Below are 25,982 nucleotides of genomic sequence, written 5' to 3'. Positions count from 1 at the left end.
AAGGCCGCCCGGTACGGACGCGCCTTCGCGAAGGTCGACCGGTGGCTGCCATCGAGTCAGACGTGCTCGGCCTGCGGGGCGAAGGACGGCCCCAAGCCGCTCAGCGTCCGCGAATGGACCTGCACCGCCTGCGGGGCGTGCCATGACCGCGACATCAACGCCGCGAACAACATTCTGGCCGCCGGGCAGGCGGACAGGTAAAACGCCCGTGGACCGCTGATAAGACCCGGGAGGCCGGGCACAGCGGGTCGAAGCGGGAACCCACCGAGACCCGCAAGCGCGGGTGGTAGGAATCCCCGGCCTTCAGGCCGGGGAGGACGTCAATCCCAGCCTGCGCAGAGCCACGAGGAGGGTCTTCGGTCGGGCCTGCCTACGCGGGGTTGCTCCATCCCGATGCTGAGCAGGGACGCCATCGTCACGCCAGCCCCGTCGATGCGGGTGAGGCTACGTCATCGCAAGCGCGCTCTATTGGGAAGTGGGGGCACCAGGCTGGTACGAGGTGGGTTCGCGACTACCCAGGAAGTTTCCGCACGTCACAGCGGTAGTCGCGATGGTCTTCCAAACCAATGACGCGAGTTCGATTCTCGTCGCCCGCTCAGCCCCCTGAACAGGGAAAACGCCCCCGGTTTCTATCAAACGATCGAACCGGGGAGTTTGGGTAGTCAGGGTAATCATGCAGGTAGTCGGCGACCATGTGCCACCGAAGGCGACCGGTGGCAGGATTTCGAGGCTGGTTCGAGGTGGAAACCGAACCCGCGTCTATGTGGACAGACAGGGGACTCCACCCCGACAACCAGGCATTCGAGGTCTCACCGGAGCCGACTCCGCACTTCCGTCGGTGGTTCGGAAACCAATGCCCCCGGAGCCCTACCGCCTCCGATTCACAACCTCACGAATCATTGCGGTTCCGGAGAGTCCAACCGACCCCCAACCGCCTCACCCCCGACCAACCAGCAGCGGTCATCCAGACGTATGCAGCGGCCGACTCCAGCCGAGCCGAACTCGCCCGCGCCCATGTCGCCGACAGAACGGCGTATCGCCCTTAGCCCGGCGGCGAGCATGCCGATCGGGCCGGCCCGATCGGGGTATCCCGCCCGATCGACATGCGCCTCGCTCGCCACTGCCACGAGCCTCGTGTGCAGTGCCGACGTCGATCAGCCGAGCCGTACCGCGGCAAGATGATCGAGGGTCATCGAGGGCAGCTTGCGGTCCACCGGCACCCACAGGAGGAAGTCGAAGTCCTGGGACTGGCCCGCGGATATGTGCCGGTCCTCTTGCGAGTAGAGGTACGCCTGGCGCCCGTCATGGTACTTGATCTGCATGGACGTGGTCTTGAGTCGCGCGCTGGCCGGAATGTCGAAGGTGGCGCGCCAATCGTGGACATCGGTATCCCCGGCGGTGAGTGTCAGTCGGAAGGAGTACTCCCAGCCGTGTTCGGGATCCCAGGTCTCGTTGGGGTGATCGCTTCTGGCGACGATCCTGGCCGCGATCCAGTCGTACCGTTCGGGTATGTCGTGGAAGAGCACCTGTCCGGCGGCGTCCTGCACCTGGAGGCCGTCGAGTTTGAGTCTGCCGCCGCCGACCCGGCTGGACTTGACGTTTCGCAGGTCGTCGCTGGTTACCGGTTTGCTCTTCGTCGAACGGGTGAGGTCGAACTTGTTGGTGTTCCCGGCGGTGTCGACGGCGTACAGGTGGCCGACGGTGTCGAAGAAGACCGCGGAGTACAGGCCGCGCGCTCCCTGCGTGGGGGCCTCGGCCTTGGGGAAGCACCCTTCGGCGAGGACCTGCCCGATCGGGTTGGCGGACATGTCGATGCGGATCAGTGCCCCGTCGTCGCCGTCGACGGCGTAGAGCTGGGCGTCCTTGGGATGGTACGCCCAGTCGTACCAGCCGCCCGGTCCGGCGGGGTTCAGCTTGGTGACTCGGGGCGGGTCGGCGGCGACGTTGACGCGCACTGCCGGTTGCTGTGGGCCGGAGGCGATGATGTAGTTGTCGCCGTCGGGCTCGAAGTCGCCGTTGGTGTAGCTCATGCCCCCGCGACCGGGCATCCCGGTGAGCTCCTTCTCGGCGAGCACCTTCCCGGTGTCGGCGTCGATGACCAGCATCGTGTCGGACCGCTGCTTCATCGCGTACAGCCTGCCGTCCTTGCTCCGCAGCGCCAGGGCGTCATAGCCGGCCTTGTACGACGTGGCGTTCTCGACCTTGGCGACCAGACCCGAGTATGGGTTCAAGGTCTGGAGCGTCGTGTCGGTGACGCCGACCGCCAGGTAGGTGTACGCGTTCCCCTGCTTTTCCGCTGTGACGGGCTCGACGCCCTGCTCCGTGATGGTCATGAGTCCTTGCCTCCCCAGGTTCCGGATCGGGTCGCCGCTACCGGCCGACCCGTTGCGTTCCGTACCATCCTCCTAACGATCCGTGCCGTTGTCAGGAGTTCGATCGAAGCCGTGCAGCGCCCCCACCCGCGCCTGGCCGTGAAGTGTCGCAGAAGTGACAGAAGCCGCCGGCGGCGGCGCTGTATCGACACCCGAGCCGTGCCGCTGCTGCCCGCCGCGCCGACCGGCGCGGCGGTCGAGACTCGGACCCGCGGTCGTCACGGCGGGGCAGGCCATGACGGTCAGGCGACGGTTTCGCTTGAGCGCCTTGACCCGATCCAGATGTTGCGAGAACCGCTCCGGGCCGGTCGGCGACCGGCTCGCCGGAGTCGTCCCGCGCACGGCCGTCAGGCGAGCGCGAAGTAGTGCCGCTCTCCGGCGGCCTCCACGCCGAGCAGCATGCCGTCGTAGTCGCCTTCGGGGGCTTCGAAGAGGACGTGGCCGGAGGCGCGCGACCCGCTCTGGACCGGACCGACCCGGTCCAAGGGATCGGGCACGGCTATGTCCCTCAATTCACCACCGAGCGCGTCGCCGCCGTTCCAGAGCGTGCAGTCGAACGTGTAGTAGGTGCCGCCGGCGCCTTCTCCGTTGTAGGTGATGTCGAGTGCGACGAGGATGAACGTCTGCCCTTCGGAGGGGTAGCGGTTGAAGTCCTCGTAGTCCTCGATCTGCTCCGCAGCGTCGAACTCGACCTCGCCGATCGATACGGTCCACGCTCCGATCTCGGCGGCGTCTCCGAACGCGACCGGTTCCTCGGAGCTCTCCCCCGGGCCCGAGGCTTCAGCGTCGTCGGCGGCCGTCTCGGCATCGTCGGGCCCGCAGGAGGCGATCCCGACCGCACCGAGCAGGCCGATACCACTGGTCACCAGCAGTTTCCGGACCCGGCCGATGCACCGGTCACGCGAAGCCACGGCATCGGTCTCCGTTCTGGGGTTGACCATCCGATTCAGGATTCCGAGTCTAGCGGGGCGGGACGAGACGGCATCGGACAGACATGTGATGCCGACTCCTCCGTCCTGCGGCAACTCCGCTCCGGATGAGCTCCACGCCACCCCTGGTCGGGACACAGGGGCCGACCCGCAGGGGCGGGCCCCGGATGCCGCAGCGGCCACTCGAACCGCGACCGGCACGCGGGGACGCGCCCGTCACGGCGGGCCGGGCGCGAGGCTTCCTCTGCGTCGTGTCAGTTTGATCGCGACGGCACGGCTCATCGGGACCACCGGGTCCGGAGGAGTTCGGCCCAATCCGGACGCGGCTCAACGACCTCGGTGACGTCACATCCACCGAGCGCACCGCGCCGAACATCGGTCGCTGCGGCGAGCGGGTCGTGCCGACCGTCACGCAGGAACTGGGCGCCGAGCACGCCCGCGCCGGCCAGAGACGGTTGGCGGAGATCGACGCGCTGGACCCCTGTATCGAGGGCGTCGGCAAGCATCTGAACGGCGTCGCGGTCGCCGCCGACGACGCCTCCGGCCGTGCGCACGGCCGCAGGCGGCCCGAGCAGTCCCCGGATCGCGTCGAGATGTTCGCGGAAGGTCCGCCAGATGTCGAGGGCGAACGCGTCGCGGACATCGGCGAGCGTGCTGGACGGGCGCAGCCCGGTGATGGCCCCGGTGGCGTCCCACGGGTAATCCGGTCCGCGGCGCCCGTAGACGGCCGGATCAACATGGAGCTCCGGTGCTCGCGCCTCGCCTCGGTATCGGGCCCAGTCGAACGGGAGGCCGGTGAAGCGCCGGGCCCATTCGAGCGCGTTGCCGGCGGAGCTGACGGCGCCGCCGACGGCGTGCAGCCGTTCGGCGCAGCGGTAGTGCCACAGCCCTGCGGCGTCGAGCGGCCCGGCCGGGTCGGGCAGGACGGCGCGGACACCGCCGGAGGTGCCGACGGTGGCCGCGAGCGTCTCGGGTCCCACCGCGGCGTGCCCGAGGTTGTGGCACAGACCGTCGCCGGCGACCGGTAGCCAGACGGCACCGGCCAGTCCGGGCACCGGCGTGCCGGTTCCGGTCACCGGTTCCGCCCAGACCTCGGGGACGAGCCGGTCGGGGATTCCGAGCGCATCGAACAAGGGCCGGTTCCACGTTCGACGGTCCTGGAGCCACAGTCCCGATGCGGCGGCGACCGTTTCCGACCAGCCGAGCCTGCGTCCGCTCAGCCGCTCGGCGATCCAGGAGCCGAGGTCGGCGATGCGGGCGACGCGCTCGTCACAGAGGAATGGAAAGGCGGCCGAGGCGTAGCTGGAGTGCAGGTAGGCGCCGGCGGCCTCCCGAGACCAGGCGTCGGCGGCGGCTTCGACCCGGTCGCGCACCCACGGCGGCATCGGCGTCTCCCAGGTCACGGCCTCAGCCAGCGGGCGCCCCTCGGCGTCGAGGGGGACCGCGGAGTGCCACAGAGCGCTGACCGCGACCGCGCCGATGCGCCTCAGGTCGAGGCGGTCGACGGCCTCGACGACGATCGACAGGAGCGCCTCGGCATCGACCCGGCCGGTGGCTGCGCCGCGGTGGCGGCGCTCGACCGCGGGACCGCGTTGCAGGCCGCGGCCGTCGAATCGCGCTGCCCGGACCCCGGTCGAGCCGATGTCGAGGGCGAGCGTCTCGGGGCGGATGACCGTGATCATCGGTCCAGGACCGGCCCGTTGGGTTCGATGACGGCCTTGACGCAGGCCGGGTCAGCCAGGGTGTCGAGTGCCTGCCGATACTGCTCGAGCCCGAACCGGTGGGTGATCATGCCCTCGGCGGTGACCTTGCCCGCAGCGAGGAAGTCGATGGCGCGGCCGAAGTCGAAAGTCTGGGCGAAGGAACCGACGATGCGCAACTGCCGGCGGAAGATCTCGAACGGGGCGAGGCTGATGCGGTCCTGCGGCCCGGCCATGCCGTAGACCATGAGGGTGCCGCCTGGGGCGGTCAGCGGGATAAGTCCTTCGAGGACGTTGGGAACGCCGGTGGCGTCGACGACGACGTCGAAGCCGCCGGGGGCGTGCGCGGCGATCTCGGGTGCGGCGGCGGTGAAGTCGTGCCGGTCGACCTGGACGATCGCGTCGGCACCGCGACGGAGCGCCAGGTCGAGTTTGATCGCGGTCGGGGCGGCGACCGTCACGCTGGCCGCGCCGGAATGCTGGAGAAGCTGGGCCAGGATCAGCCCGGACGGTCCGGCGCCGGTGATCAGCACGCGCGCACCGATCGGCACCTGGAGCATATGCAGGCCGTGCAGCGCGCACGCGGTCGGTTCGGTGAGCACGGCCGCCTCCAGCGGCAGATCGCCGATCGGGTAGCACTTCTCGGCGGGGGCGACGGCGTGCTCGGCGAACCCGCCGGGGAGCTTGGTGCCCATGGATCGGCGCCGCTCGCAGAAGTTGAATTCGCCCTTCTTGCAACGCACGCAGTCCATGCAGTAGACCACGTTGTCGACCGCGACGAGCTTTCCGACCGACACGGTGTCGACCTCGGGGCCGGTCTCAATGACGCGGGCGATGATCTCGTGTCCGGGCGTCAGCGGGTACGCCGGGTAGTTGTGGCCCTGATGCAGGTGCAGGTCGGTTCCGCACAGGCCGACCGCGAGGTTCTCGACTCGGACTTCGGTGCCGGACAACGGACGGTCCTCGAGTTCGGCGACCGCGTACTGCTCGGCCTCAGTGTAAGCGATGGCTCTCATGCGATAATTCCTTTCGTTCGGTCGAGGCCGGTGCGGTCATCGAACTCGTTCCAGGCCGCGGCCAGGCGGGCGACGCCTTCGCGCAGGACTTCCGGAGGCGGGGCGTAGGAGAGGCGAAGGCAGTCGCTGTGCTGCCCGGAGGGCGACAGCGACTCCCCCGTGGCGACCAGCACGCCGTACCGATGTGCGACCTCGGCGAACGGCTCGGAGGTGCCGCGCGGCATGCGCACCCAGATGGTCAGCCCGCCGTCCGAGAGCGTCCATTCGAACTCGGGCAGGTGCTCGGCCAGCTCCTGGGCGAGCGCGTCGCGGGAGGCGCGGATCTGTTCGAGGCGGGCGGCCAACACGGTGCGTCGGCGTCGGAGCATCCGCACCGCCAGGTGCTGGCTGAGCACGGGGGTGCCGAGGTCGGCGCGGGCCTTGGTGCGTGCGAGTCGCTCGATGAGCTTCTCGGCGCCCCTGATCCAGCCGACCCGGATCCCGCCCCAGTAGACCTTGCTCATGGAGCCCACGGTCAGCACTCGGTCGCCGGATGCCTTCGCCGCCAGGTACGGCGGCGGTGCCTCCCCCAGCGTGAGGTCGCGCAGGCTCGATTCTTCGACGACGATGGGTTCTGCGGGCAGGCGTCCGGCGAGGGTGACCATGTCGCCGGCCCGCACCATCGCTCCCTCGGGTCCGAACGGCACCTGCAGGTAGACCAGTTGCGGGGCGCGGCGGCGGATCACCTCGATGATCGGGGCGGCGCCGCTAGAGGCCACGGACCGTCCGGTATGGACGACGCACCCGGCCTCGCGGAGGAGGTCGAGGGCGCCCGCCGAGCTCGGGTCCTCCATGACCACATCGTCGCCGCCGGAGGTGAAGTGGCGGACTATGAGGTCGATCGCCTGCTGCGCCCCGGTGGTGACGAGGACTTCGCGCGGACCGGTCGGGAGCCCCTCGGCGCTGAACTGCTCGGCGATCGCCTCCCGCAGCTCGGCGACGCCGGCGTGCGAATAGCCCGGCCGCAGCAGCACCCGGCGCATCGGGCCTTCGCCGAGAGAGCGGAGCGCGGCGGCGAGCTCGGCCGGGGCCGGCAGCGACGCGGTGGCGAGGTCGATCACGTCCTCGTCGATGTTGGGGGCTACGCGCTGGAGGCCGTCGTGCCGGACGGTTCCCTCGCCGGGTTCGGCGCCGGCGACCCAGGTGCCCGAGCCGCGACGGCTCTGCAGGACGCCTTCGTCGCGGAGCAGGTCGTAGGCGCGGATGACGGTGCTCCGGCCGATCGCCAGCCTATCGGCGAGTTTGCGTTCGGCGGGCACTATGGTGCCGGGTTGAAGCCGACCGTCGGCGACCGCGCGCCGCATCGACTCGGCGAGTCGAGCATAGAGCGGGCCGTCGGCCTCATACCAGTCGCCCAGCGTTGAGGGGACGTCCACCAGTACCCCCTTCCTCGCGGTCGGGGGGCGCCGGATGATCCCGAGTGTAGTGCGCTCGGTGCCGATCGGCGGGCGATCCGGCCTCGAGTGCCGGGTCCTGTGCGAGCTGTCCACGGCTTCCTCACAGGTTGGCGTGGCGGGCTTCGAGCGCGCTGGGAGTCGCGCGCCGCGATGCCTGGACGCTGCGGGTGACCGCGTCCCCGACCACCAGCAGCGTCTGTTCGAACAGACTTCCGGCATGCTGATGTGTGGGCACGACGGTCCGGGCCGGCAGGCACAGCACCGTCTCGGCAGCGCCGTCGAACGCCTCGGCCGAGGCCGAGACCCCCACGACGCGGGCGCCGGCCTCTCTGGCCGCGACGGCCGTCGCCCGCGCGGCCCGGCCGGCGCGGGCGCTGGCGACCACGACCAGGTCGCCGGGCCCGACAGCGGGCGTCGTGGTGTCCCCGACGATATGGGTCTCCAGTCCGATGTGCATCAGCCGCATCGCGATCGCCCGCAGGATCAGCAGCGAGCGGCCGCCGGCGGCGAAGAACACCCGTGGGGCCGCATCGGTCTCCTCGGCGAGCCTCCTCAGGCCGGCTCGGTCGATCTCGGCGATGACCGCCTCGATCTCACCGAGCGCCGCCTTGGCTGAGATGGTGATGCCGGATCCGTCGAGCGTGCTCATCGCTGGCCTCCGATCTGCGTGCGGCTCGCGCGCAGGAGCCGCTCGGCCGCACCGTCGGAGCGGGAGCGGAACCGGGCGTGGAGCGCGGCCCCCAGTACCGGTGCCGGCACTCCGAGCCGGATCGCCTCCTCAGAGGTCCACCGGCCCATACCCGAGTCGGGGACGACCGGGTCGACGTCCTCGAGCGCCGGGTCGGACTCGACGGCGGCGAGGATCTGCTCCAGCAGCCACGAGCGGATCGAACTGCCGCTCTGCCACGCTTCCAGAGCGGCCAGTGCGTCGACCTCGGGGTGGGCCCGCAACAGCGCATAGCCTTCGGCATAGGCCTGCAAAATTCCATACTGGACACCGTTATGGAGAGCCTTCACCAGGTGCCCGGCGCCGGGGCCGCCGACCCTGCGGTGGCCGCCGTCGGCGGCGAGTGCGTCCAGCATCGGCGATAGGCACCGGTAGGCGTCGGGGTCGGCGCCGACCATCAGGCCGTAGCCGTGCTTCCATCCCCATTTGCCGCCGCTGACGCCGACGTCGGCGAACTTCGCGCCACGGGCCTCGGCCAGTTCGGCGTGGGCGGCGGCGTCCTGGAAGTGGCTGTTGCCGCCGTCGACCACGAGGTCGCCGGGGCCGGCCGACGCCAGTACGGTGGCGATGACCGCGCGGGTGGTCTCGCCGGCCGGCAGCATCAGCCACGCGATCCGCGGCGCGGAGGCGGCCGCCAGGGTTGCCTCCAGCGTCCGGTGGACGACCGCCCCGCGGTCGCGGGCGTGGGAACGAGCCTCCGGCGAGGTGTCGAACCCGTCGACGCCGAACCCCGCCTCGACCAGGCGGCCGGCCATCCCGCACCCCATCGTGCCTAGTCCTATCAGTGCGATGTTCATCGAATGCTCCCTTGAGGTTGGGGGGTGCCCCGGGTGGCGGGGACCCGCTGTCCGGTATCGGCCCGGAAGTACCTGACCGCGCCGCGATCGAACGCCAAGCGAACGCGGCCTCGCCCGGTCAGGGACGGATGGGGCGCGGTCCGGATGAAGACCGTCCCGCCCAGGTCGACGGTCAGTCCGGCCTCGGCGTCGGGTTCACCGAGCTCGCATCCGGCGACGACCTCGCCGCCGAGGTGCTCGACGGTGGTGACGGTCGCGGCCGGTCCCGCCTCGCCGTCCGCGGCGAGACGGGCCGCCTCGGGGCGGATGCCGAAGAGGTAATCGCCGTCGGCGAGGTCGGCGCCGCGGTCGAGCACCTGGCCGCTGCGCGCATCGGTCACCCGTCCGTCGGCGGCGGTGGCGGGGATCAGGTTCATGCCCGGCGAGCCGATGAACTTGGCGACGAAGGTGTTGGCCGGTTCGCCGTAGATCTCCTCGGGCGTGCCGATCTGCTGGATGCGGCCGGCATCGAGCACGATGATGCGAGTCGCCATCGTCATGGCCTCGACCTGGTCGTGGGTGACGTAGACGAAGCTCTTCCGGACCCGCCGGTGGAGACCGGATATCTCCGAGCGCATCTGGGTGCGGAGCTTCGCATCGAGATTCGACAGCGGTTCGTCCAGCAGGTACAGCGACGGGTCGCGCACCAGGCTCCGGGCCAGGGCGACGCGCTGGCGCTGGCCGCCCGACAGGGATTTCGGCCGCCGGTCGAGGTAGTCGGTCAGTTCCAGGGTCCGGGCGACTTCGGCCACCCGCTCGGCGACTTCGGGGCGCCTGGCGATGGCCCGCTTCATGACCGCGCTGACCACCGGCAGGTGGTACCAGGGCCGGAACGCGTTCATCAGCAGCGGGAAAGCGATGTTCTGCGCCACAGTCATGTGCGGGTAAAGTGCGTAGGACTGGAAGACGAAGGCGATCTCGCGTTCTTTGGGCTCAAGGTCGTTGACGACCTCGCCGTCGAAACTGATCGCTCCCCCGGTCACGTCGGCGAGGCCGGCGATCATCCGCAGCATCGTCGACTTGCCGCAGCCCGAAGGCCCCAGCAGCACCAGGAACTCCCGGTCTTCGATCTCGGCGGAGAAGTCGGCGATCACAGGATCGCCGCCGAAGGACTTGGTCACTTGGTCGAACACCATGCGCGGCATCGGCTCACCCTTTCACTGCGCCGGCGGTCAGCCCGCTGACGATGCGTCGTTGCATGAGGACGAAGAACACGATCGCCGGCAGCGAGAACAGGAACGCCGCGGCCATGACGCTGCTCAGCGGGGTCGTGTACTGTCCGACGAACGTCGCCAGCCCCACCGAGGCCGGCCATTTCTCGGAGTCGGTCAGGAACGTGTTGGCGAACAGGAACTCGTTCCAGCCTTCGAAGAACGTCACCACGGCCGCCGCGGCGATGCTCGGCGCCACCAGCGGCAGCACGATGTGCGTGAGCTGCCCATACCGGGGGCAACCGTCGACCCGGGCCGATTCCTCGATCTCGTAGGGGATCCGGTCGATCGCGCTCTTGACGATGAACAGCGCCACCGGCATAGCGAACGCGGTGTTCGCCAGCACCAGACCGATCAGGCCGTTGAGCAGGCCCAAGGCCCCGAAGAGGGCGAACAGCGGCACGACCAGCAGTGCCTCCGGCAGCATCTGGGTCGCGAACAGCAGGAACGCGGCCGCTCCGCGGCCGTGGAAGCGGTAGCGGCTGAGCGCATAGGCGCCGAGGACGGCCATCAGGAGGCTCAGCAGCGTCGTCCCGAAGGCGATGAAGCCGGAGTTGAGCAGCCAGGAGCCGATCGGGACGTCGGCCAGGGTCGAGGGCGACTCGGGCAGCCGCTCGAGGTGCGGCCACCAGTCCTGGCCCGTCCGGTACAGCTCGGAGTCGTTGGTGAGCGCGGTGTTCACCATCCAATAGACCGGGAAGCCGGCGAACAGGGCGAAGGCGAGCAGCGCGGCGGACACGAGCAGCCGCGCGGTGACGCGTCGTAGCCTCACAATGCCTCCTCTCGTTTGGTCTCGCGCCTCTCGACCAGCAGGAACACGCAGGTCACGGCAAGCGATACGACGAGTCCGAGGGCGCCGACGGTGGCGGCGACGCCCAGGTTCTGGTCGCTGAAGGCGGTGCGGTAGACATTGATGACCAGCGTGTTGGTGGTCTCGACCGGACCGCCCCCGGTGAGCAGGAAGATGATCTCGAAACGCCGGATCGACCAGATCGTCATGAGCAGTGCGACGATCCGCAGGGTCGGCGCCAGGTGCGGCAGCACGATCGAGCGGAAGGTGTTCAAGGCGTCGGCACCATCGATGCGGGCGGCCTCGTACAGCTCGGCGCTGACCGATTGGAGCGCCGCGAGCACCACGAGCATGACGAACGGGAACACCTTCCACACGGTCGCGGCGACGACCGACGCCATGCCCCAGTCCGGGTCGGTGAGCCAGCCGGTCTCGCCGATGCCCAGGATGCCGAGCCCGCGATTGAACGCCCCGTTGGACTGGTTGTACATCCACGCGAAGACGAGAGCGACCGCCACGGTCGGCATCGCGTAGGGGAAGGCAAGCAGGCTCCGCAGCAGTGCCCTGCCGCGGAAGGCGCGGTTGACCAGGACCGCGGCGGCGGTGCCGAGAACGACCGTGCCGGCGACGGTGGCGGTGGTGTAGAGCACGGTGGCCAGCAGCGAATTCCAGAACCGGTCGGCGGTGAGGGTCGAGGCGTAGTTGTCCACCCCGACCGGGTCCCCGCCGGTGGGGTTGATGAGCTTCGCGTCGGTGAAGCTCATCGCGATCCCTTGCAACAGGGGGACGACGAGGAACACCACCAGGTAGAGCACGGCCGGCGCTATGAACGCGTATCCGAGCAGCCGACCGGCTCGTCGTCGGCTCCTCGTGCCACGGCCGCGGGCGGGCCGGTGAGCTTCCCGGGGGGCGCTCGCCCGCCCGGGGGGAGCGCCGTCGACGGTGCGATAGGACACCGTTGCCTCCGTCCGTTTCGTTCCGTATGCGGTCTCGGCGGGCCGGGCGGTCCCACTGTCCGCCCGGCCCGGCTCGGTCAGCTCAGGTCCTGTTCGAGTGCCTCTTGGGCCTCGCGCATCGCCTCGGCCGGTTCGAGGTCCTCGGTGATCACGCGTTCGACCTGTTCGAGGACGCCCCGCATGATCGGATCCGCCTCGGTCTCGAAGCCGTCGGGCAGGCCGCTGAGGTTGGTGCGACCCAGTTCGACGAACGTTTCGGCCCAGGGGTTGGCCTCGGAGAACTCTTCGTCGAGTGGTACGTCGGTGGCCAGGACGCTCGCACCCAGCGAGGGGCGGAGCGTAGTCTGACCCTCTTCGGAGACGGCCCAGGAGACGAACTCCTTGGCGGCCTCCTTGTTCTCGCCGTTGGCGTTGACCGCGAGCACCAATTTCTGGTGGGCCCCGGGCTCGGGGAACGGCAGCGGGGCCGAGATGAGGTCCTCGCTGGAGAGTTGGCCATCGGAAACCAGCGACAGTGCCGTGCCGCTGTTGTCGATGATCATGGCCAATTGGTCCTGTTTGAACTTGGATCGGAAGGTCGAGGCGTCGTCGCCGACCGGGACGATGCCAGAATCGAAGACGTCCTTGTAGGCGGTCACGCCGGCGATGTTCTCCTCGGAGTCGATCGTCAAGCGCTCACCGTCCGACCAGGAGCCGCCGTAGCCGTAGGTCCAGCTTGGGAAGTCGTAGGCCCAGCCGTTGTACTCATTCATCTGGTGGCGGACGGCGAAGCCGTCGAGCCCGGCCTCCCCGGCCTGCTCCCCGGCGGCGATGAGGTCTTCGACGGTGGTCGGGAGCTGGTCGACGCCGGCCTGCTCGAGGACGGTCCGGTTGCCCAAGAGCGCATAGCTGACCTGCTCCCAGGTGACGCCGAGCTGCCGGCCGTCGATGTTGAGGTTGTCGTTGGTGGCGTTGAGGTCGGCGTCGGCCACCGCGTCGTCGAGGGGTTCGAGGAGTCCGGCCTCGGCGAGGGTGGCGAACTGGCGGTCGAGCACGACGAACACGTCCGGGCCCGCTCCGGCGCCGATCTCGGTGTTCAGCTTGTCGGCGTACTGGGCGAACGGGGTCTCGGACTTCTCCAACTGGATCTCGGGTTCGCTGTCCTCGAACTCGGTGACGGCCTCCCACATGGCGTCACCGCGACCGGTCTCCAGCCATTGCCAGTTGCCGAACGTGATCGCCCCCGATCCGGCCTCGCCGTCCCCGCCACCGGAGCACGCCGTCAGTACCAGTGCGCCGGTGGTGATCACCGCCAGCGATGCCCCTCGCAGGCTCCTGCTGATCATCATTGATCTCCTCTCGGTGTGCGCCATCCTAGGCATTTGAGGACCAATTCTGGATATCGATTGGACTCCGAACCAGGACCAATCGCCTCTGATTGGTTTGCCTTTTCTCCAGAAGCGAGACCAATTCGTGCAGTTTCCTCCGACAAGCCTCCATCTGTCGTCGCAATTCGGCTCCAATCCTCTGGCCGGCCGCTGTCGGTGCGATCGGCGCTGCGGAGATCACGATGGTCAAGGAGTCGTTCGACGGTGGCCGTTCGAGCCTGTATGGACTCTGCTGTTCCGATCCGGACCTCTGAATCCGGGAGCCGTCGAGCGGCGCAGGGCCGCAAATCGGAGAGCGCTCACTGCGGTTCGAGGGGCACTGCACTACGGTCGGCGATGCCGACCGGTAGGCTCCTATCGCGAGCGTTCGCCCGGCCGCGCGAAAGACCGTTTCGGTCAGGGCCGGAGCGGTTCTCCCACCATGAACCGCCCGGCCCGGCTCCTCTGGGTACCGCGCTCCCGGTTTAATGCAAATTTTTTGCAACAGTACAGTTCCGTCGCCGCAATCACCCGTTGAGGAGCGCTGCGCGACCGATTCGGGCCGTGGGAAGACTCCGGCCTTCTTCTGAAGACAGGAACGCGAAGGGTGTCGCTCCGGCCCTGTGGTCGGGGCGACACCCTTCGCGTGCGAGGCTCTTATCCGGCGAGGGAGCGCCGACGGGCGAGCATCATCGAGCCGATGCCGACCGCGAGGAGTGCGCCGGCCGCGGCCAGCACGGCCATCAGCGGCGAGCCGGTGGTCGGGAGTTGCGGACTCCCTGGGCCAGCGCCGGTGTCGGTCGGCGCCGAGGTGAGGTCGTGGAGGTCGAGATCCTCGTCGAAGACCAGGGCGAAGCCGACCGGGTCGAGTACCTCTCCTTCCTCGTAGAACCGGGTCTCCTGGCCGTTGACGTCGGCGGCGAAGAAGTCGGCGCCGTCGTCGGTCAGCGTGGCGGCCAGGTTGTCGGCGACCAGGGCGCCGTCGGCGGCGGTCAGGTCGGCCGTCTCCAGGTCGGCGAGCTCGGTCGATCCGGTGTAGAGCGCGAGGTCGTCGCCATCGCCCTTGATGCTGACGTCGGTGATGCCGAGCTCGAGTTCACCGTCGTGGCCCGAGAAGTGGACGGTGCCGACGAAGGCCGCTTCGAGCGTCCCGGTGTCGGTGTCGAGGGTGCCGGTGGCGTCGGGGAATCGGAACGAGCCGCCGTGGTCCAGCGCGCCGTCGGCGACGCTGATCTCGCCGTTCGCGATCGGACCGGTCACATAGTTGCGGAAGGAGGTCTTGACACCCCAGTCGGCTCGGCCGTCGACGATGTCCAGGACTCCGTCGCCCTGGTCGGGTTCGGCGGTGCTCGGGTCGTCGGTCGGGTCCTCGGTTGGGTCGTCGGTCGGGGTCTCCTCGTCGTCCGGGTTCGGCGGTTCGGCCTTGACCGCGACGGTGAGCGGATCGAGTTCCTGGCCGGCTTCGTAGAATCCGGCGAACGCCGTCGCGCCTTCGGCGGTCAGGGCGGCGGGAACGTCGGTGATCGTGGCGTACTCGCCTTGCTCCCAGGACGACCCGGTGAGCTCGAGGTCGGCGAACGGGACGTCGTCGGAGATCGTGCCGTGGTCGGTGACGTCCGCGTAGAGGATGCCGGTCTCGGCGCCGTGGTTGGTCTCGATACGGAGGTTCGCGAATGCGAGGTCCAGTTCGCCGCCGTGTCCGGTGAAGTGGACGCTGCCTTCCGACCGGCTCTCGGTGTCGTGGGAGCTCATGTCGTAGGTGCCGCCGGTCACGGGGAAATCGAAGGCGCCGTCCGCGTTCTGGGTCGCGCCGTCGGCGACGGTGATCTCGCCGTCCGCGATCGGGCTGACGATGTAGTTGCGGAAGGACTCCTTGACGCCCCAACTGATCGTGCCGTCCACAATGGGGAACTCTGAGGGCTGTCCCTGGGCCGGGGCGGCGGTGAGGCTGACGGCCGCACTTGCGGCGACCGCGGTCGCCGCAAGTGCGGCGAACCGCTTTCGGGTGGGGGAATTCATCGGGTGTTATCACTCCTTCGTGGTCGCGGGGTCGTCGGTCGACGACGCCTCTGGGGTTTGCCGACCGCCGTCGTCCTCGGTGGACGCGGCTTCGGGTGGGTCGGTCGGTTCGGTTCGCGCCGCAGCCGCGGCGGCGCGCGATCGCCTGCGGCGGTGGACGGCCAGCATCGCCGCGGCGGCCGCCAGGAGCAGCGCAGCCGCGGCGGGGGCGATCCGGATCAGCGGGTTCGTCCCGGATTCGGTCGATGCGGTGTCGGTCTCGACCGTCGATGGGGAAGCTTCGGGTTCGGAGCCGAGGTCGGGCAGCGCGGGAAGTTCGGCGTCCGAGGTGAGCGGCACGGCGATCGAGAGCGGGTCCATCTCGCTGCCCGCCTGGTAGAAGCCGGCGAAGACGTCGACGGCTTCGGTCGTGAGCACGGTCGGGACGTCCTGGGCGACCAGGAGGTCGCCCTGTTCGCTCAGTTCGGCTTCGAAGCCGACGAGATCGGTGCGCTCGCCGTCGATCGTCGCCGACAGGACGCCTTGGCCGTCGGCGGCGGTCACGGTCGGATCGGCGATGGTCAGGTCCAGGTCGGTGCCGGTGAAGGTGACGGCGCCTCTGAAGGCCAGCTCGAAGTCATCACCGTCGGTCCTGCCTTCGCCGTCGACGAAACGGAAGACCGCTCCGCCGTCGAGCGCGCCGCCGGTCGCCTCCCATGAGCCGGCGGCGATGTCGCCACTGACGTAATCGCGCCAGGAGGTGCGGACGCCCCAGTCCAGGACCCCACGGCCGATCCCGGCCTTCCCGGTCGGCTCGGCCTCGGGCGCTTCGCCGGATGGCGTCGGCGCCTCCGGCTCGGGGCCGGGGGCGACGAGGTCGGCGGTGAAGCTCACCGGGTCGAGCGCCTCGCCGGCCTCGTAGTATCCGGCGAACGCTTCGGACCCGTTCGCGGTCAGCGACGCCGAGGCGCCCTCTACCGCGAGCGTGCCCGAGACCCCCGTGATCGACGGGCCGCTCAGGGCGGCCAAGTCGGTGCGGGTGCCGTTGACGTGGACATACAGGATCCCCTCGTCGCCGGTGTACTCGATGGACGGATCGGCGAAGGTCACGTCGAGTTCGCCGTCGTGGCCCCGGAAGTGGACCCAGCCGGAGTAGGCGATCGAGGCTGTGCCCGATTCGGGGTCGTATTCGCCCGCCGCCGAGTGGAATCGGTAGGCGCCGCCTACGGTCGAGGCGCCGTCGCCGGTCGTCACCTCGCCTTGGGCGATCGGTCCGGTGATGTAGCCGCGGAAGGACTCCTTGACGCCCCAGTCGAGCCGGCCGCCCGAGGCCTCGTCGGCGTTCGCCGGGGCGGTCCACACGGGCGACGTCGCGACCGTCGCGGTCACCGCGCCGATTGCGACGAGTCGGCGGAACCGTGCGTCGACCCGCGATCCGGTTCCTCCAAAGTTGCCACGGGGCATGTCGATGAACCTCCCTCTTGACTGGATCGAAGGTAAGGCTAACCTAAACCATCGACGATGAACATAGGGGATGCTAATAATTATTAGGCAACCCTAATTCATGCTCGATCGGTTTCCCTCCGAGAACAGAACTGGAGACCTCCCGTGACGCCACGCCGACTCCTCCGAGCCGCCGCGATGATCGGAGCGGTCGTGCTCCCGGCCCTCTCCGCATGCACCACGACCGAGGCCGTCGAGACCGGCGGTGACCGCGCCCTGGTCGACCGGGTCGAGCCGATCGCCGAGGCCCCGGTCCCGCAACTGCCGCTCACCGTCACCGACGCCACCGGCGCCCGGACCACCGTCACCTCCGTCGATCGGATCGTGCCGCTGTCGGGGTCGCTTTCTGAGATCGTGTTCACCCTCGGGCTCGGGGAGAACGTCGTCGCCCGGGACATCACCGCCACCTTCGAGCAGGCCGCCGACCTGCCGGTCGTCAGCCGAGGCCACGACGTCTCCGCCGAGGGCGTCCTTTCCCTCGAACCGGACCTAGTCCTCGCCGAGACCACCTCGGGGCCCGAGGCCTCTCTGGACCAGATCGGCGCCGCCGGGGTCCCCGTGGTCGTCTTCGAGCCCGCGACCGGACTCGACGACGTCGACGACCGCATCACCGGCGTCGCCACCGCGCTCGGCCTCGACCGGGCCGGAGCCGATCTCGTCGAGCGCACCACCGTCGAGATCAAGTCCGCCACCGACGGACTCGATGCCGCCGAGGCACCCCGCGTCGCCTTCCTCTACCTGCGCGGCACCGCGTCGGTCTATCTGATCGGCGGCTCCGATTCCGGGGCGGCCTCCCTCATCGAGGCGGCCGGCGGCATCGACGCCGGCGCCGAGGTCCTCGAGGGCGACTTCGTGCCGCTCACGCCCGAAGCCCTCGCCGCCGTGGCGCCCGACGTGATCCTCGTGATGGACAAGGGTCTCGAATCCGTCGGCGGAGTCGAAGGGCTCGTCGAGATTCCCGGTGTGGCGCAGACCCCGGCCGGGCAGAGCGAACGCATCGCCCACCTGCCGGACGGCATGATGCTGTCCTACGGCCCCCGCACCGGCGACGTCGTCACCGAACTCGCCGAGCAGCTCCACCGGGACCCGGCGTGACCGCCCTCGCTGCACGCCGGGCGACGTCGCCCTCCCGGGCCACGCGCGTCACCGGCCTGATCGCGGTCCTCACCGCGATCCTCGGTCTCGGCCTACTCGTCTCGGGCTCGTCGGGGGCCTTCGAGCTACACCTCGACGACTTGGCCGGCTCCATCGCCCACCGGCTCGGCCTCGGCGGGACGCCCATCGAAGGCGCCGGTGAAAGCGTGTTGTGGAACATCCGCTTCCCTCGCCTGGTCCTGACCGCGGTCGTCGGCGCTTGCCTGGGATGCGCCGGCACGCTCATGCAGGGTATGTTCGGCAACCCGCTGGCCGAACCCGGCGTGATCGGCGTCAGCGCCGGGGCCGCCGTCGGAGCGGTGGGCGCCATCGCGGCTGGGTTCACCTTCGCTGGAAACTGGACCATCCCCTTGTGCGCCTTCGCTTCCGGCCTCACCACCGTCACCGTCGTGTACCTGCTCTCGAGGTCGGGGAGGCGCACCGAGGTGGTCACGCTCGTCCTCACCGGCGTCGCCGTCAACGGCCTCGCCGGCGCCCTGATCGGCCTGTTCATCTTCTTCGCCGACAACGCCGAGATCACCGAGATCACCTTCTGGCAGATGGGGAGTCTGGCCCAGGCCACCTGGCAGAAGGTCGCCGCGGTCGCCCCGCTCGCCGTGATCGGGCTGCTCCTCGCTCCCCGCTACGCCAGACTGCTCGATCTCCTCGCGCTCGGGGAGCGGCCCGCCCGCCACCTCGGCGTCGACGTCGAGCGCCTCCGCATAGCCCTCATCGTCGTCGTCGCCCTCCTGACCGCCGCAGCCGTGGCCGTCTCCGGCGTCATCGGTTTCATCGGCCTGGTCGTCCCGCACTTGCTGCGTATGAGCGCAGGCCCAGGACACCGTTCCCTCATCCCGCTCTCCGCTCTCGGCGGTGCCGCCGTCCTCGTCTGGGCCGATCTGGCAGCGCGCACCGTAGCCGCGCCCGCCGAGGTCCCTCTCGGCGTCCTCACCGCGCTGGTCGGTAGCCCCTTCTTCTTCTGGCTGCTGCGCCGCACCCGTCGAAGCCAAGGAGGCTGGGCCTGATGCGACTGCGTCCCGGACACCGGCCGCCCGCACCCGTCTCCGACCTTCCCGCCGCCGCCACCGACCTCCGCGTCAGGCTCGGCGGCAAGGATGTCCTTCGCGACGTGGACCTTGAAGCACGCGCCGGGGAGGTCCTGAGCTTGGTGGGACCCAACGGAGCCGGAAAATCTACGCTGCTCTCTGTGCTCGCCGGCGACCTCGACGCGGCCGGCGGCGACATCGAGCTCTGGGGCCTTCCGGTCAGCGCCTGGAGCCCCAGAGCCGTCGCCCGCCGACGGGCAGTCCTGCCTCAGGCGCACCACGTGTCCTTCCCATTCGGCGTCGGCGATATCGTCGAGATGGGCCGCGCTCCCTGGGCGGGCACGCCCGCATCCGCGCAGGACGAGTCCATGGTCAGGATGGCCATGGCGCTCACCGAGACCGAAACGTTCGCCGAGCGGTCGTTCACCTCGCTGTCCGGGGGCGAACAGGCCCGCGTCATGCTCGCGCGTGTCATCGCCCAGGACGCCGGACTGATCCTCCTCGACGAACCGACCGCCGCCCTCGACCTGCGCCACCAGGAGATGGTCGGTCGCGTCTGCCGTGAGCTGGCCGAACAAGGCAGGGCGGTGGTCCTCGTCGTCCACGACCTCGATCTTGCCGCCGCCTACTCCGACCGCTGCGCGCTCCTCGCCGACGGCCGCCTCGCCGCCTGCGGCGAACCGGTCGAAGTCTTCGACGCCGAGCGCCTCAGCGAGGTCTACCAGCAGCCCGTCACGGTCGAAGCGGACCCCGGCACGGGCGCACCGCGAGTCGTTCCGATTCGCCGGTGAGCCACGGCGCACGTCCACGGGCGCGCCCGAACCGTGGCAGTCGGCGGGAGGCGGCCGGAATAGCTGGATGCTTCTCGTTGCGACACAGAGAATCTCGATCGCAAGGGCTTCGTTTGCCCATCCTCCCTGAACCCGACGCCGACGCAGTACGACCGGATTGTCACCATCGCCTACTCCAGACTGCGCTACCGCCCTTGTGCCGCGTGCCGCTCCCGCTGGAAGTCGGCCAGCTCGAAGCCGAACTGCTGGATCCACTTCGGGGTCTCGGTGCGGTGCCAGGCCACCGCCAGCTCGCGGCCGAGCGGCCGGCCCTCGTGGGTGTGGAGCGCGCGCGAGGCCAGGTCGTAGCCGCGCAGGTCGACCGTGTCGCCGAAGACCGCAACCCCGAGTCCGGCCTCGGCGAGCGCCGCTAGCGTCTGGCCCACATTGGACCGGTAAACGATCCGCGGGAAGAACCCGGCCGCCTCGCATTCCTGCACGAACAGCCGGCCGGCGATGAAGTTGGTGTCGTTGAGCACCAGTGGCTGCGGAATGAGTTCCTCGACCGAGATGTCCCACCGGCCGTCGTCGAGCGCATGCCCTCGGGGGAAGTAGGCCCGCACGGTCAAGTGCGCCAGTGGGATCGCCTCCAGATCGCCGCTGACCGGCAGTGACACGATCGCCAGGTCGCATTCGCCGGCGGCGAGGCGTTCACGCAGTTTCGCCGCGCCGTCCTCGATGACCTCGACACGCACGGTCGGGTGCGCCGGTATCCATTCGGCCAGGAACGGCGCCAGGTAGGAGCCGGCCGCGGTGGCGGCCGCGCCGAGCCGGATGCGCGAGCGCAGCCCCTCGGACAAGTCGGTGCGCATCGCCGTGAGCGAGCCAGCGATCCGCTGGGCGTGGTCGGTGACGATCGCACCGGCCGAAGTGAGCCGCGCTCCCCTGGGCCCCCGCTCCAAGAGCTCGGCACCGACCGCGCGCTCCAGACGCCCGATGGCGCGCGACACGGCCGGCTGAGAGGTGTACAGCCGTTTGGCCGCCTCGCGGAAACTTCCGGTCGTGGCCACCGAGACGAACGTCTGAAGATCGCGGAAGGCGACATCACCTGATACGGAAATCGGATCGCTCATGAATACTGTTCTAACATATTCGGCATATAGCGTTTCTAGCATCGGTCGCACGAGCCGTGCGAACACCCAGCTAGGAGCACACGCCAATGGTCTTTGACACCGTCATCACCGGAGCGGAGGTCGCCGCGCCCGGCGGCGTCCACAGCGCTGACATCGCCGTCCGCGACGGCAGGATCACCGCAATGACGCTGCCCGGCGAACCGCTCGAAGCGGTCGAGACCGTCGACGCCTCCGGACTCACCCTGCTGCCCGGACTGGTCGACGTCCACAGTCACCACCGCGAACCCGGATTCACCCACAAAGAGGACATCGCCTCCGCCACAGCTCAATGCGCGGCCGGCGGCGTGACCACCACCTTTGCGATGCCGAACGTCTACCCCGTCCCCAACACCACCGAGGCCCTCGAGGACATGTTCGCCCTCTACCGGCGCTCGGCGATCGTCAACTGGAACGTCAACGCCGCGGGCACCGACGTCGAGCAGATCCCCGGATTGGCCGACATGGGCATCGCGGCGTTCAAGGTCTTCATGGTCGTCGACACCGGCCGCGACTACCCCCACATGCCCGGCATCGGCGTCCACGACCACGGCAAGCTCATGGCGATCATGGAAGCGTGTGCAGTGGTTGACGTGCCGCTCATGGTCCACCCTCACGACCAGGCCCTTATGGACCACATCGAGCGCGGGTTCTGGGACCGCGGTGAGCGCGACGCCCTGGCCTATGCCAATGCCTACGCCGCCCACAACGGCTTGGTCTGGGACAGCGCCATCGCCACGCTGCTTCGCCTCCAGGAGGCCACCGGTGTCCACCTCCACCTGCTGCACGTGCAGACCGAACGCAGCGTCGAACTCATCGCCCAGGCCAAGGCGCGCGGCCAGCGCGTCAGTGCGGAGGTCAACCCGTGGGCGCTGTTCCTCGGCCACCGTTGGGACAACATCGAGCGGCTCGGCTCCTACGCCCTGTCCTACTGGGTCGACGAACACCACGTCGCCGCGCTTTGGGACGGGCTGCGCGACGGCACCCTCGACCTCGTCTCCACCGATCACGCCCCGCACACCGGTCAGGAAAAGGAGGTCGGCTGGACCGACGGCTGGGCCGCGAACACCGGCACGCCCTCGGCCCAGTTCTACTCCCGGATGCTCCTCGACGCCGCCGACTGCGGCCGACTCTCCCTGGAGCGGGTCGTCGAACTGACCTCCTCGGAGCCGGCCCGGCTCTTCCGCCTCCCCGGCAAGGGCACGATCGCCGTCGGAGCCGACGCCGACCTGGTCCTGGTCGACCGCCGCACGTCCGCGAGGATCGAGGACTCCGAAGTGCTCAGCAAGATCGGCTACAGCCCTTACGCCGGCCAGACCTACACCGGCCTCCCCGTCCGCACCTTCGTCGGCGGAACAACGGTCTTCAAGGACGGCAGGGTCGTCGGCGAGCCCGGCTCCGGGACGCAGAGCCGCCGAGCCGAGCAACCGGTCGGTCGGCGATGAGCCGGGGAACCAAGCGAGGCGGGTTCCTCGCGTGGCTGGGAGGCCCGACCAGGGGCGCGTCGTGGTCGCGCCTGGTGCTGTCGATCGGCCTGTTCCTGGTCGCTTGGCAGGTCGCGGCGATGTACCTGGTCGACAACCGGCTCCTGCTGGTGCCGTTCACCGAGGTGGCGGCGGCGCTCGTCGACGAGATCGCCGACGGGGCGTTCGCGTCTAACCTGTACACCACCGTCCTCGAGCTGGCCATCGCGTTCCCGCTGGCCGTGTTCGGCGGCTTCGTCATCGGCGCGATCCTGGCCGGCAGCAAGCCGGTGCGCCAGACGCTCGACCCGATCCTGACGGCCATGTACTCGCTGCCGATCGTGGCGCTGGCGCCGCTGTTCACCGCCGGGCTCGGCTTCGGCGTGGCCAGCAAGGTCGCGATCGTCATCCTGATGGCGATCTTCCCGGTCATCACCAACACCGATGCGGGCCTGCGCAGCGCCGAACCGGCCCTGATCGAGACGGCGCGCTCCTACGGGGCGTCCCGGCTGCAGGTGCTGCGGACGGTCACCATCCCCCACTCGGTGCCGTTCATCATCAGCGGTGTCCGCGTCGCGTTCGCCCGGGGCCTGGTCGGCGTCATCGTCGCCGAGTTCTTCGGGGCGGTCTCCGGCGTCGGCTTCGCCATCGCCGCCGCCGCGCAGTCCTACCAGACCGCGCGCCTGCTCGGCTACGTCGTGGTCCTGGGCCTCATCGGCCTTCTCGCATCGATCGGCCTGACCGCGCTGGAGCGGCGACTGGCCCCATGGAGGGAGGAGTCATGAATCACGGACCGAACGAGGCCGGACGCCTCGTCGTCGACGACGTCGACCTCGTATTCACCCCGGCGAGGCGCGACCCGGTGGTGGCGCTCGAGAACCTCGACCTGGAAGTCGAACCCGGGGAATTCGTCTGCGTCGTGGGCGCCTCCGGCTCGGGCAAGTCCACCCTCCTGCGCCTGCTCGACGGCATGTTGACGCCCACCAAGGGCACCATCACCTCCGGCAGCGCGCCCGTGGCCGGACCGAGCCGGGACCGGGCGATGGTCTTCCAGTCCGACAACCTCCTGCCGTGGTCGACCGTGATCGACAACGTCGCCTACGGGCTCACCCTCGGCGGCATGCGGCGCTCCCGCGCCCGGCAGGCGGCCCTGCGGCAGTTGGAACTGGTCGGCCTCGCCGACTCGGCCGGGCAGTATCCGCGGGAGCTCTCGGGAGGCATGCGCCAACGCGTCAACATCGCGCGGGCGCTGGCGGTGGACCCCCAGGTGCTGCTGCTGGACGAGCCGTTCGCGGCGCTGGACGCGCAGACGCGCGAGATCATGTCGGCCGAGCTGCTGCGGATCTGGTCGACCGACCGCAAGACCGTTGTCTTCATCACCCACCAGATCGACGAGGCGGTGTACCTCGCCGACCGCGTCGTGGTGCTGTCCGCCCGTCCGGGGACGGTGCGCGAGATCGTGCCGGTCGACTTCGAGCGGCCCCGAGAGCTCTCCCTGAAACGGACCGACCCGTTCGGCCGGATCGTCGACCACATCTGGTCCCTCATCGAAGTCGAGGTCAGAGGCAGCCTGGGGCTGTCGTGACATCGAGGGACCGAACCACAACCCCTGAAAGGAAGACAACATGACGACACGACGGACATTGCTCTCAGCGGCGGTCCCGGTGGCGCTGGCGGGATCGTTGGCGGCCTGCGGCTCCGACGGCTCGGCCAAGGTGCGGGTGGCCGTACTCGGCCCCGGTTCGCTCCAGTGGCTGCACGCGATCGCAAAGGACCAGGGCTTCTTCGCGGACCACGACGTGGAGGTCGAGGACGTCCAGGTCCAGAACTCCAGTGCCCTGGTCCAGGCCGTGGCCTCCGGCTCGGCGGACGCGGGTATTGCTTTGGGCGACAATGTGATCAACGCGGTCGACGAGGGCGCCGACATCACGATCGTCGGAACCCTGCTGCAGAAGGCGGCGCTCCGCCTTTACGGCGCACCGGGCATCGAGGAGATCGCCGACCTCGAAGGCACGGAGGTCACCGCCGGCGCCGTGGAGGGCGGCACCTACGAGCTGCTGGTCTACATGCTGCAGGAGGCCGGGGTCGATCCGGAGTCGCTGACGCCGGTGGCGATCGCGAACTCCAGCGACCGGGTCGTGGCGATGGAGAACGGGCAGGTCCAGGGGGCGCTGCTCATCCCGCCGTTCGACACCGTCGCCGAGGAGGCCGGGGCGACGATGCTCGGCTGGTACGACCAGCACTGGCTGGAGACGCCGCTGATCGTGAACCGAGAATGGGCGAGCGAGAACACCGGGGCCGCCACCGGCCTGACCCAGGGCCTGGCCGACGCGGCCCGATACTTCGCCGACGGCGCCAACGAGGACGAGTCGGTGCGGGTGCTCCAGGACTACTCCGGCGTCGAGGAGGGTCCGGCGCGGGCCGCGTACGAATTCATCCACACCAACGAGATCTTCTCTCCCGACCTGTCCACGAACGAGGAAGGGCTGCTCAACATCGCGCGGATCGGCAGCGAGGTCTCCGGAACGGACGCCTCCGGCTTCGACCCGGCGGCGTACATCGACGATTCATATCTCGGCGGCTCCGCCTGAACCCGGCACTCCCCGCAGTGGTCCCGTGCGGCATTGCCGCACGGGACCACTGCTTTGAGTCGGTGGTGACGGCGAAGGTCCTCGGAACCTCAGCGATCGGATCGGCTCGTTGCCACGAGAGCCGATGCGGCGTGGCTCGCCCGCCTGACGGCGGCATCGATCGGCATGCCGCCGGCGAGGGCGGTCGTGAGCGTTCCGGCGAATTCGTCCCCCGCTCCGGCGGTGTCGACGACGCTCTCGACGGTCGTGGCCGGCACGTGCCCGCGGCTCGTCGACGCGGCGTACGTCGCGCCTCGGGCACCGGCCGTTACGACCGCTGAGCGGACGAAACCGGCGAGCGCGTCAGCGGCCGCCCGATGATCGGCGACGTCGACGTCGCCGCCGGGACGGAGTTGTTCCAGTATCGCCACTGATTCGCCTTCGTTGACGATGAGCGGGTCGGCGGCGGCGATCAACTCGATGGGCATGGCGGCGACGGGACTCGGGTTGAGGATGAAGCGCCCGCCGTTGCTCGCGCACCAGCGGGCCGCGGCGAGCACCGCGTCCATCGGCGTCTCCAGTTGCGCGAGAACCGCGATCGGACGTATCCGCTCGAGTGCGGTCCTCACCTGTTCAGGCGTCAGTTCCCGGTTGGCGAGCGGGGCGACGACGATGCTGTTCTCGCCGCCGGGGCTCACGCTGATGAACGCCCGGCCGGTCGGTGTGCCGGTTCGCGTCAGCTCGCCGGTCAGGACGCCCCGGCGCTCGGCTTGCTCGATCGCGTCGGTGCCGAACCGGTCGTTGCCGATGGCGCCGATGAGGTGCGATTCGCCGCGTCGACCGGCCGCGACGGCCTGGTTGTAGCCCTTGCCGCCGACGACCTCGGCGTATGCGGATGCGAGCATGGTCTCTCCGGGTCGCACGTGCCGGTCGACGCGGAAGACGAGGTCGACGTTCACCGATCCGACCACCGCGACTCGGGGGCGCGGAGCACCGCTGCTGGTCATGGT

At 69.6% G+C, this 25,982-nt stretch carries 23 protein-coding genes; 8 read left to right on the top strand and 15 right to left on the bottom strand.

Going from position 1 to position 25,982, the window contains the following annotated elements; genetic code table 11:
* A partial coding sequence (locus CUT39_RS04140; RefSeq protein WP_157930472.1) for a zinc ribbon domain-containing protein occupies window positions 1-201 on the top strand: 201 nt, incomplete at its 5' end.
* Between the two features lie 953 nt (window positions 202-1,154).
* Here CUT39_RS04140 and CUT39_RS04135 read toward each other — a convergent pair.
* From CUT39_RS04135 to CUT39_RS04080, 13 genes are all read right to left on the bottom strand, one after another.
* Window positions 1,155-2,333, bottom strand: coding sequence for a DUF6923 family protein (locus CUT39_RS04135; RefSeq protein WP_100444708.1), 1,179 nt, complete (start codon window positions 2,331-2,333; stop codon window positions 1,155-1,157).
* A gap of 386 nt (window positions 2,334-2,719) precedes the next feature.
* Window positions 2,720-3,283 (bottom strand): hypothetical protein, encoded by a 564-nt coding sequence (locus tag CUT39_RS04130; protein ID WP_157930471.1) that lies wholly within the window; start codon window positions 3,281-3,283, stop codon window positions 2,720-2,722.
* Between the two features lie 296 nt (window positions 3,284-3,579).
* On the bottom strand, window positions 3,580-4,983 hold the full coding sequence (locus CUT39_RS04125; RefSeq protein ID WP_100444706.1) for an FGGY-family carbohydrate kinase: 1,404 nt from the start codon (window positions 4,981-4,983) through the stop codon (window positions 3,580-3,582).
* Window positions 4,980-6,017 carry a zinc-dependent alcohol dehydrogenase family protein gene (locus CUT39_RS04120; RefSeq protein WP_100444705.1) on the bottom strand — a complete coding sequence of 346 codons (1,038 nt, stop codon included), beginning with the start codon at window positions 6,015-6,017 and terminating at the stop codon, window positions 4,980-4,982. The genes CUT39_RS04125 and CUT39_RS04120 overlap by 4 nt, the downstream gene beginning before the upstream one ends.
* A complete protein-coding gene (locus CUT39_RS04115) occupies window positions 6,014-7,432 on the bottom strand; it encodes an aminotransferase-like domain-containing protein (protein ID WP_198586867.1) in 1,419 nt (472 codons plus the stop codon). Before CUT39_RS04115 ends, CUT39_RS04120 begins: the two co-directional genes overlap by 4 nt.
* A gap of 121 nt (window positions 7,433-7,553) precedes the next feature.
* Window positions 7,554-8,102, bottom strand: a complete 549-nt coding sequence (locus CUT39_RS20140; protein WP_157930470.1) for a phosphoheptose isomerase family protein — start codon at window positions 8,100-8,102, stop codon at window positions 7,554-7,556.
* Window positions 8,099-8,977 (bottom strand): NADP-dependent phosphogluconate dehydrogenase, encoded by an 879-nt coding sequence (locus CUT39_RS04110; RefSeq protein WP_100444703.1) that lies wholly within the window; start codon window positions 8,975-8,977, stop codon window positions 8,099-8,101. Before CUT39_RS04110 ends, CUT39_RS20140 begins: the two co-directional genes overlap by 4 nt.
* On the bottom strand, window positions 8,974-10,161 hold the full coding sequence (locus tag CUT39_RS04105; protein WP_100444702.1) for an ABC transporter ATP-binding protein: 1,188 nt from the start codon (window positions 10,159-10,161) through the stop codon (window positions 8,974-8,976). The genes CUT39_RS04110 and CUT39_RS04105 overlap by 4 nt, the downstream gene beginning before the upstream one ends.
* Window positions 10,162-10,165: 4 nt before the next feature.
* On the bottom strand, window positions 10,166-10,999 hold the full coding sequence (locus tag CUT39_RS04100) for a carbohydrate ABC transporter permease (protein WP_198586866.1): 834 nt from the start codon (window positions 10,997-10,999) through the stop codon (window positions 10,166-10,168).
* A complete protein-coding gene (locus CUT39_RS04095; protein WP_232805577.1) occupies window positions 10,996-11,832 on the bottom strand; it encodes a carbohydrate ABC transporter permease in 837 nt (278 codons plus the stop codon). The genes CUT39_RS04100 and CUT39_RS04095 overlap by 4 nt, the downstream gene beginning before the upstream one ends.
* A 218-nt stretch (window positions 11,833-12,050) precedes the next feature.
* On the bottom strand, window positions 12,051-13,298 hold the full coding sequence (locus tag CUT39_RS04090; protein WP_157930469.1) for an ABC transporter substrate-binding protein: 1,248 nt from the start codon (window positions 13,296-13,298) through the stop codon (window positions 12,051-12,053).
* Between the two features lie 678 nt (window positions 13,299-13,976).
* A complete protein-coding gene (locus CUT39_RS04085; RefSeq protein ID WP_100444700.1) occupies window positions 13,977-15,338 on the bottom strand; it encodes an HtaA domain-containing protein in 1,362 nt (453 codons plus the stop codon).
* A gap of 9 nt (window positions 15,339-15,347) precedes the next feature.
* Window positions 15,348-16,706 (bottom strand): HtaA domain-containing protein, encoded by a 1,359-nt coding sequence (locus CUT39_RS04080; RefSeq protein WP_198586864.1) that lies wholly within the window; start codon window positions 16,704-16,706, stop codon window positions 15,348-15,350.
* A 252-nt stretch (window positions 16,707-16,958) separates the two neighbouring features.
* Here CUT39_RS04080 and CUT39_RS04075 point away from each other — a divergent pair, with 252 nt between their 5' ends.
* From CUT39_RS04075 to CUT39_RS04065, 3 genes are read left to right on the top strand one after another with little or no spacing between them, the layout of a single operon-like run.
* Window positions 16,959-17,915, top strand: a complete 957-nt coding sequence (locus CUT39_RS04075; RefSeq protein WP_100444698.1) for a heme/hemin ABC transporter substrate-binding protein — start codon at window positions 16,959-16,961, stop codon at window positions 17,913-17,915.
* Window positions 17,912-18,979 carry a FecCD family ABC transporter permease gene (locus CUT39_RS04070; protein WP_100444697.1) on the top strand — a complete coding sequence of 356 codons (1,068 nt, stop codon included), beginning with the start codon at window positions 17,912-17,914 and terminating at the stop codon, window positions 18,977-18,979. Before CUT39_RS04075 ends, CUT39_RS04070 begins: the two co-directional genes overlap by 4 nt.
* Window positions 18,979-19,791, top strand: coding sequence for a heme ABC transporter ATP-binding protein (locus tag CUT39_RS04065; RefSeq protein ID WP_100444696.1), 813 nt, complete (start codon window positions 18,979-18,981; stop codon window positions 19,789-19,791). Before CUT39_RS04070 ends, CUT39_RS04065 begins: the two co-directional genes overlap by 1 nt.
* 185 nt (window positions 19,792-19,976) lie before the next feature.
* Here the strand turns inward: CUT39_RS04065 and CUT39_RS04060 are convergent, their stop codons facing one another.
* On the bottom strand, window positions 19,977-20,903 hold the full coding sequence (locus CUT39_RS04060; RefSeq protein ID WP_198586862.1) for a LysR family transcriptional regulator: 927 nt from the start codon (window positions 20,901-20,903) through the stop codon (window positions 19,977-19,979).
* A gap of 86 nt (window positions 20,904-20,989) precedes the next feature.
* Here CUT39_RS04060 and CUT39_RS04055 point away from each other — a divergent pair, with 86 nt between their 5' ends.
* Genes CUT39_RS04055 through CUT39_RS04040 form a run of 4 tightly spaced genes read left to right on the top strand, consistent with a single transcriptional unit; the run spans window position 20,990 to window position 24,993 of the window.
* Window positions 20,990-22,384 carry a dihydroorotase gene (locus CUT39_RS04055; RefSeq protein ID WP_100444694.1) on the top strand — a complete coding sequence of 465 codons (1,395 nt, stop codon included), beginning with the start codon at window positions 20,990-20,992 and terminating at the stop codon, window positions 22,382-22,384.
* Complete coding sequence (locus CUT39_RS04050; RefSeq protein WP_100444693.1) at window positions 22,381-23,187, top strand: ABC transporter permease; 807 nt, start codon at window positions 22,381-22,383, stop codon at window positions 23,185-23,187. The genes CUT39_RS04055 and CUT39_RS04050 overlap by 4 nt, the downstream gene beginning before the upstream one ends.
* Window positions 23,184-23,987: an ABC transporter ATP-binding protein gene (locus CUT39_RS04045; RefSeq protein ID WP_100444692.1), complete on the top strand. Its 804-nt coding sequence runs from the start codon at window positions 23,184-23,186 to the stop codon at window positions 23,985-23,987. Before CUT39_RS04050 ends, CUT39_RS04045 begins: the two co-directional genes overlap by 4 nt.
* 40 nt (window positions 23,988-24,027) lie before the next feature.
* Window positions 24,028-24,993, top strand: coding sequence for an ABC transporter substrate-binding protein (locus tag CUT39_RS04040; protein ID WP_100444691.1), 966 nt, complete (start codon window positions 24,028-24,030; stop codon window positions 24,991-24,993).
* 89 nt (window positions 24,994-25,082) lie between these two features.
* On the opposite strand, the gene CUT39_RS04035 is transcribed toward CUT39_RS04040, so the two are convergent.
* Window positions 25,083-25,979 (bottom strand): ribokinase, encoded by an 897-nt coding sequence (locus CUT39_RS04035; RefSeq protein WP_100444690.1) that lies wholly within the window; start codon window positions 25,977-25,979, stop codon window positions 25,083-25,085.
* Window positions 25,980-25,982: the final 3 nt, after the last annotated feature.

Origin of the sequence: Glycomyces xiaoerkulensis, from assembly GCF_002798405.1 — a bacterium.
Taxonomy (GTDB): Bacteria; Actinomycetota; Actinomycetes; order Mycobacteriales; family Micromonosporaceae; genus Glycomyces; species Glycomyces xiaoerkulensis.
The sequence above is the reverse complement of the archived record's forward strand: the minus strand, read 5'-3'. Positions and strand labels throughout refer to the sequence as shown.

Excerpts from the sequence above, each read along its gene's own strand:
- CUT39_RS04125 (WP_100444706.1), bottom strand. The coding sequence starts at position 4,983 with ATGATCACGGTCATCCGCCCCGAGACGCTCGCCCTCGACATCGGCTCG.
- CUT39_RS04120 (WP_100444705.1), bottom strand. The coding sequence starts at position 6,017 with ATGAGAGCCATCGCTTACACTGAGGCCGAGCAGTACGCGGTCGCCGAA.
- CUT39_RS04075 (WP_100444698.1), top strand. The coding sequence starts at position 16,959 with ATGATCGGAGCGGTCGTGCTCCCGGCCCTCTCCGCATGCACCACGACC.
- CUT39_RS04045 (WP_100444692.1), top strand. The coding sequence starts at position 23,184 with ATGAATCACGGACCGAACGAGGCCGGACGCCTCGTCGTCGACGACGTC.
- CUT39_RS04035 (WP_100444690.1), bottom strand. The coding sequence starts at position 25,979 with ATGACCAGCAGCGGTGCTCCGCGCCCCCGAGTCGCGGTGGTCGGATCG.
- CUT39_RS04040 (WP_100444691.1), top strand. The coding sequence starts at position 24,028 with ATGACGACACGACGGACATTGCTCTCAGCGGCGGTCCCGGTGGCGCTG.
- CUT39_RS04060 (WP_198586862.1), bottom strand. The coding sequence starts at position 20,903 with ATGAGCGATCCGATTTCCGTATCAGGTGATGTCGCCTTCCGCGATCTT.
- CUT39_RS04110 (WP_100444703.1), bottom strand. The coding sequence starts at position 8,977 with ATGAACATCGCACTGATAGGACTAGGCACGATGGGGTGCGGGATGGCC.
- CUT39_RS04090 (WP_157930469.1), bottom strand. The coding sequence starts at position 13,298 with ATGATCAGCAGGAGCCTGCGAGGGGCATCGCTGGCGGTGATCACCACC.
- CUT39_RS04085 (WP_100444700.1), bottom strand. The coding sequence starts at position 15,338 with ATGAATTCCCCCACCCGAAAGCGGTTCGCCGCACTTGCGGCGACCGCG.
- CUT39_RS20140 (WP_157930470.1), bottom strand. The coding sequence starts at position 8,102 with ATGAGCACGCTCGACGGATCCGGCATCACCATCTCAGCCAAGGCGGCG.
- CUT39_RS04135 (WP_100444708.1), bottom strand. The coding sequence starts at position 2,333 with ATGACCATCACGGAGCAGGGCGTCGAGCCCGTCACAGCGGAAAAGCAG.
- CUT39_RS04055 (WP_100444694.1), top strand. The coding sequence starts at position 20,990 with ATGGTCTTTGACACCGTCATCACCGGAGCGGAGGTCGCCGCGCCCGGC.
- CUT39_RS04050 (WP_100444693.1), top strand. The coding sequence starts at position 22,381 with ATGAGCCGGGGAACCAAGCGAGGCGGGTTCCTCGCGTGGCTGGGAGGC.
- CUT39_RS04065 (WP_100444696.1), top strand. The coding sequence starts at position 18,979 with ATGCGACTGCGTCCCGGACACCGGCCGCCCGCACCCGTCTCCGACCTT.
- CUT39_RS04105 (WP_100444702.1), bottom strand. The coding sequence starts at position 10,161 with ATGCCGCGCATGGTGTTCGACCAAGTGACCAAGTCCTTCGGCGGCGAT.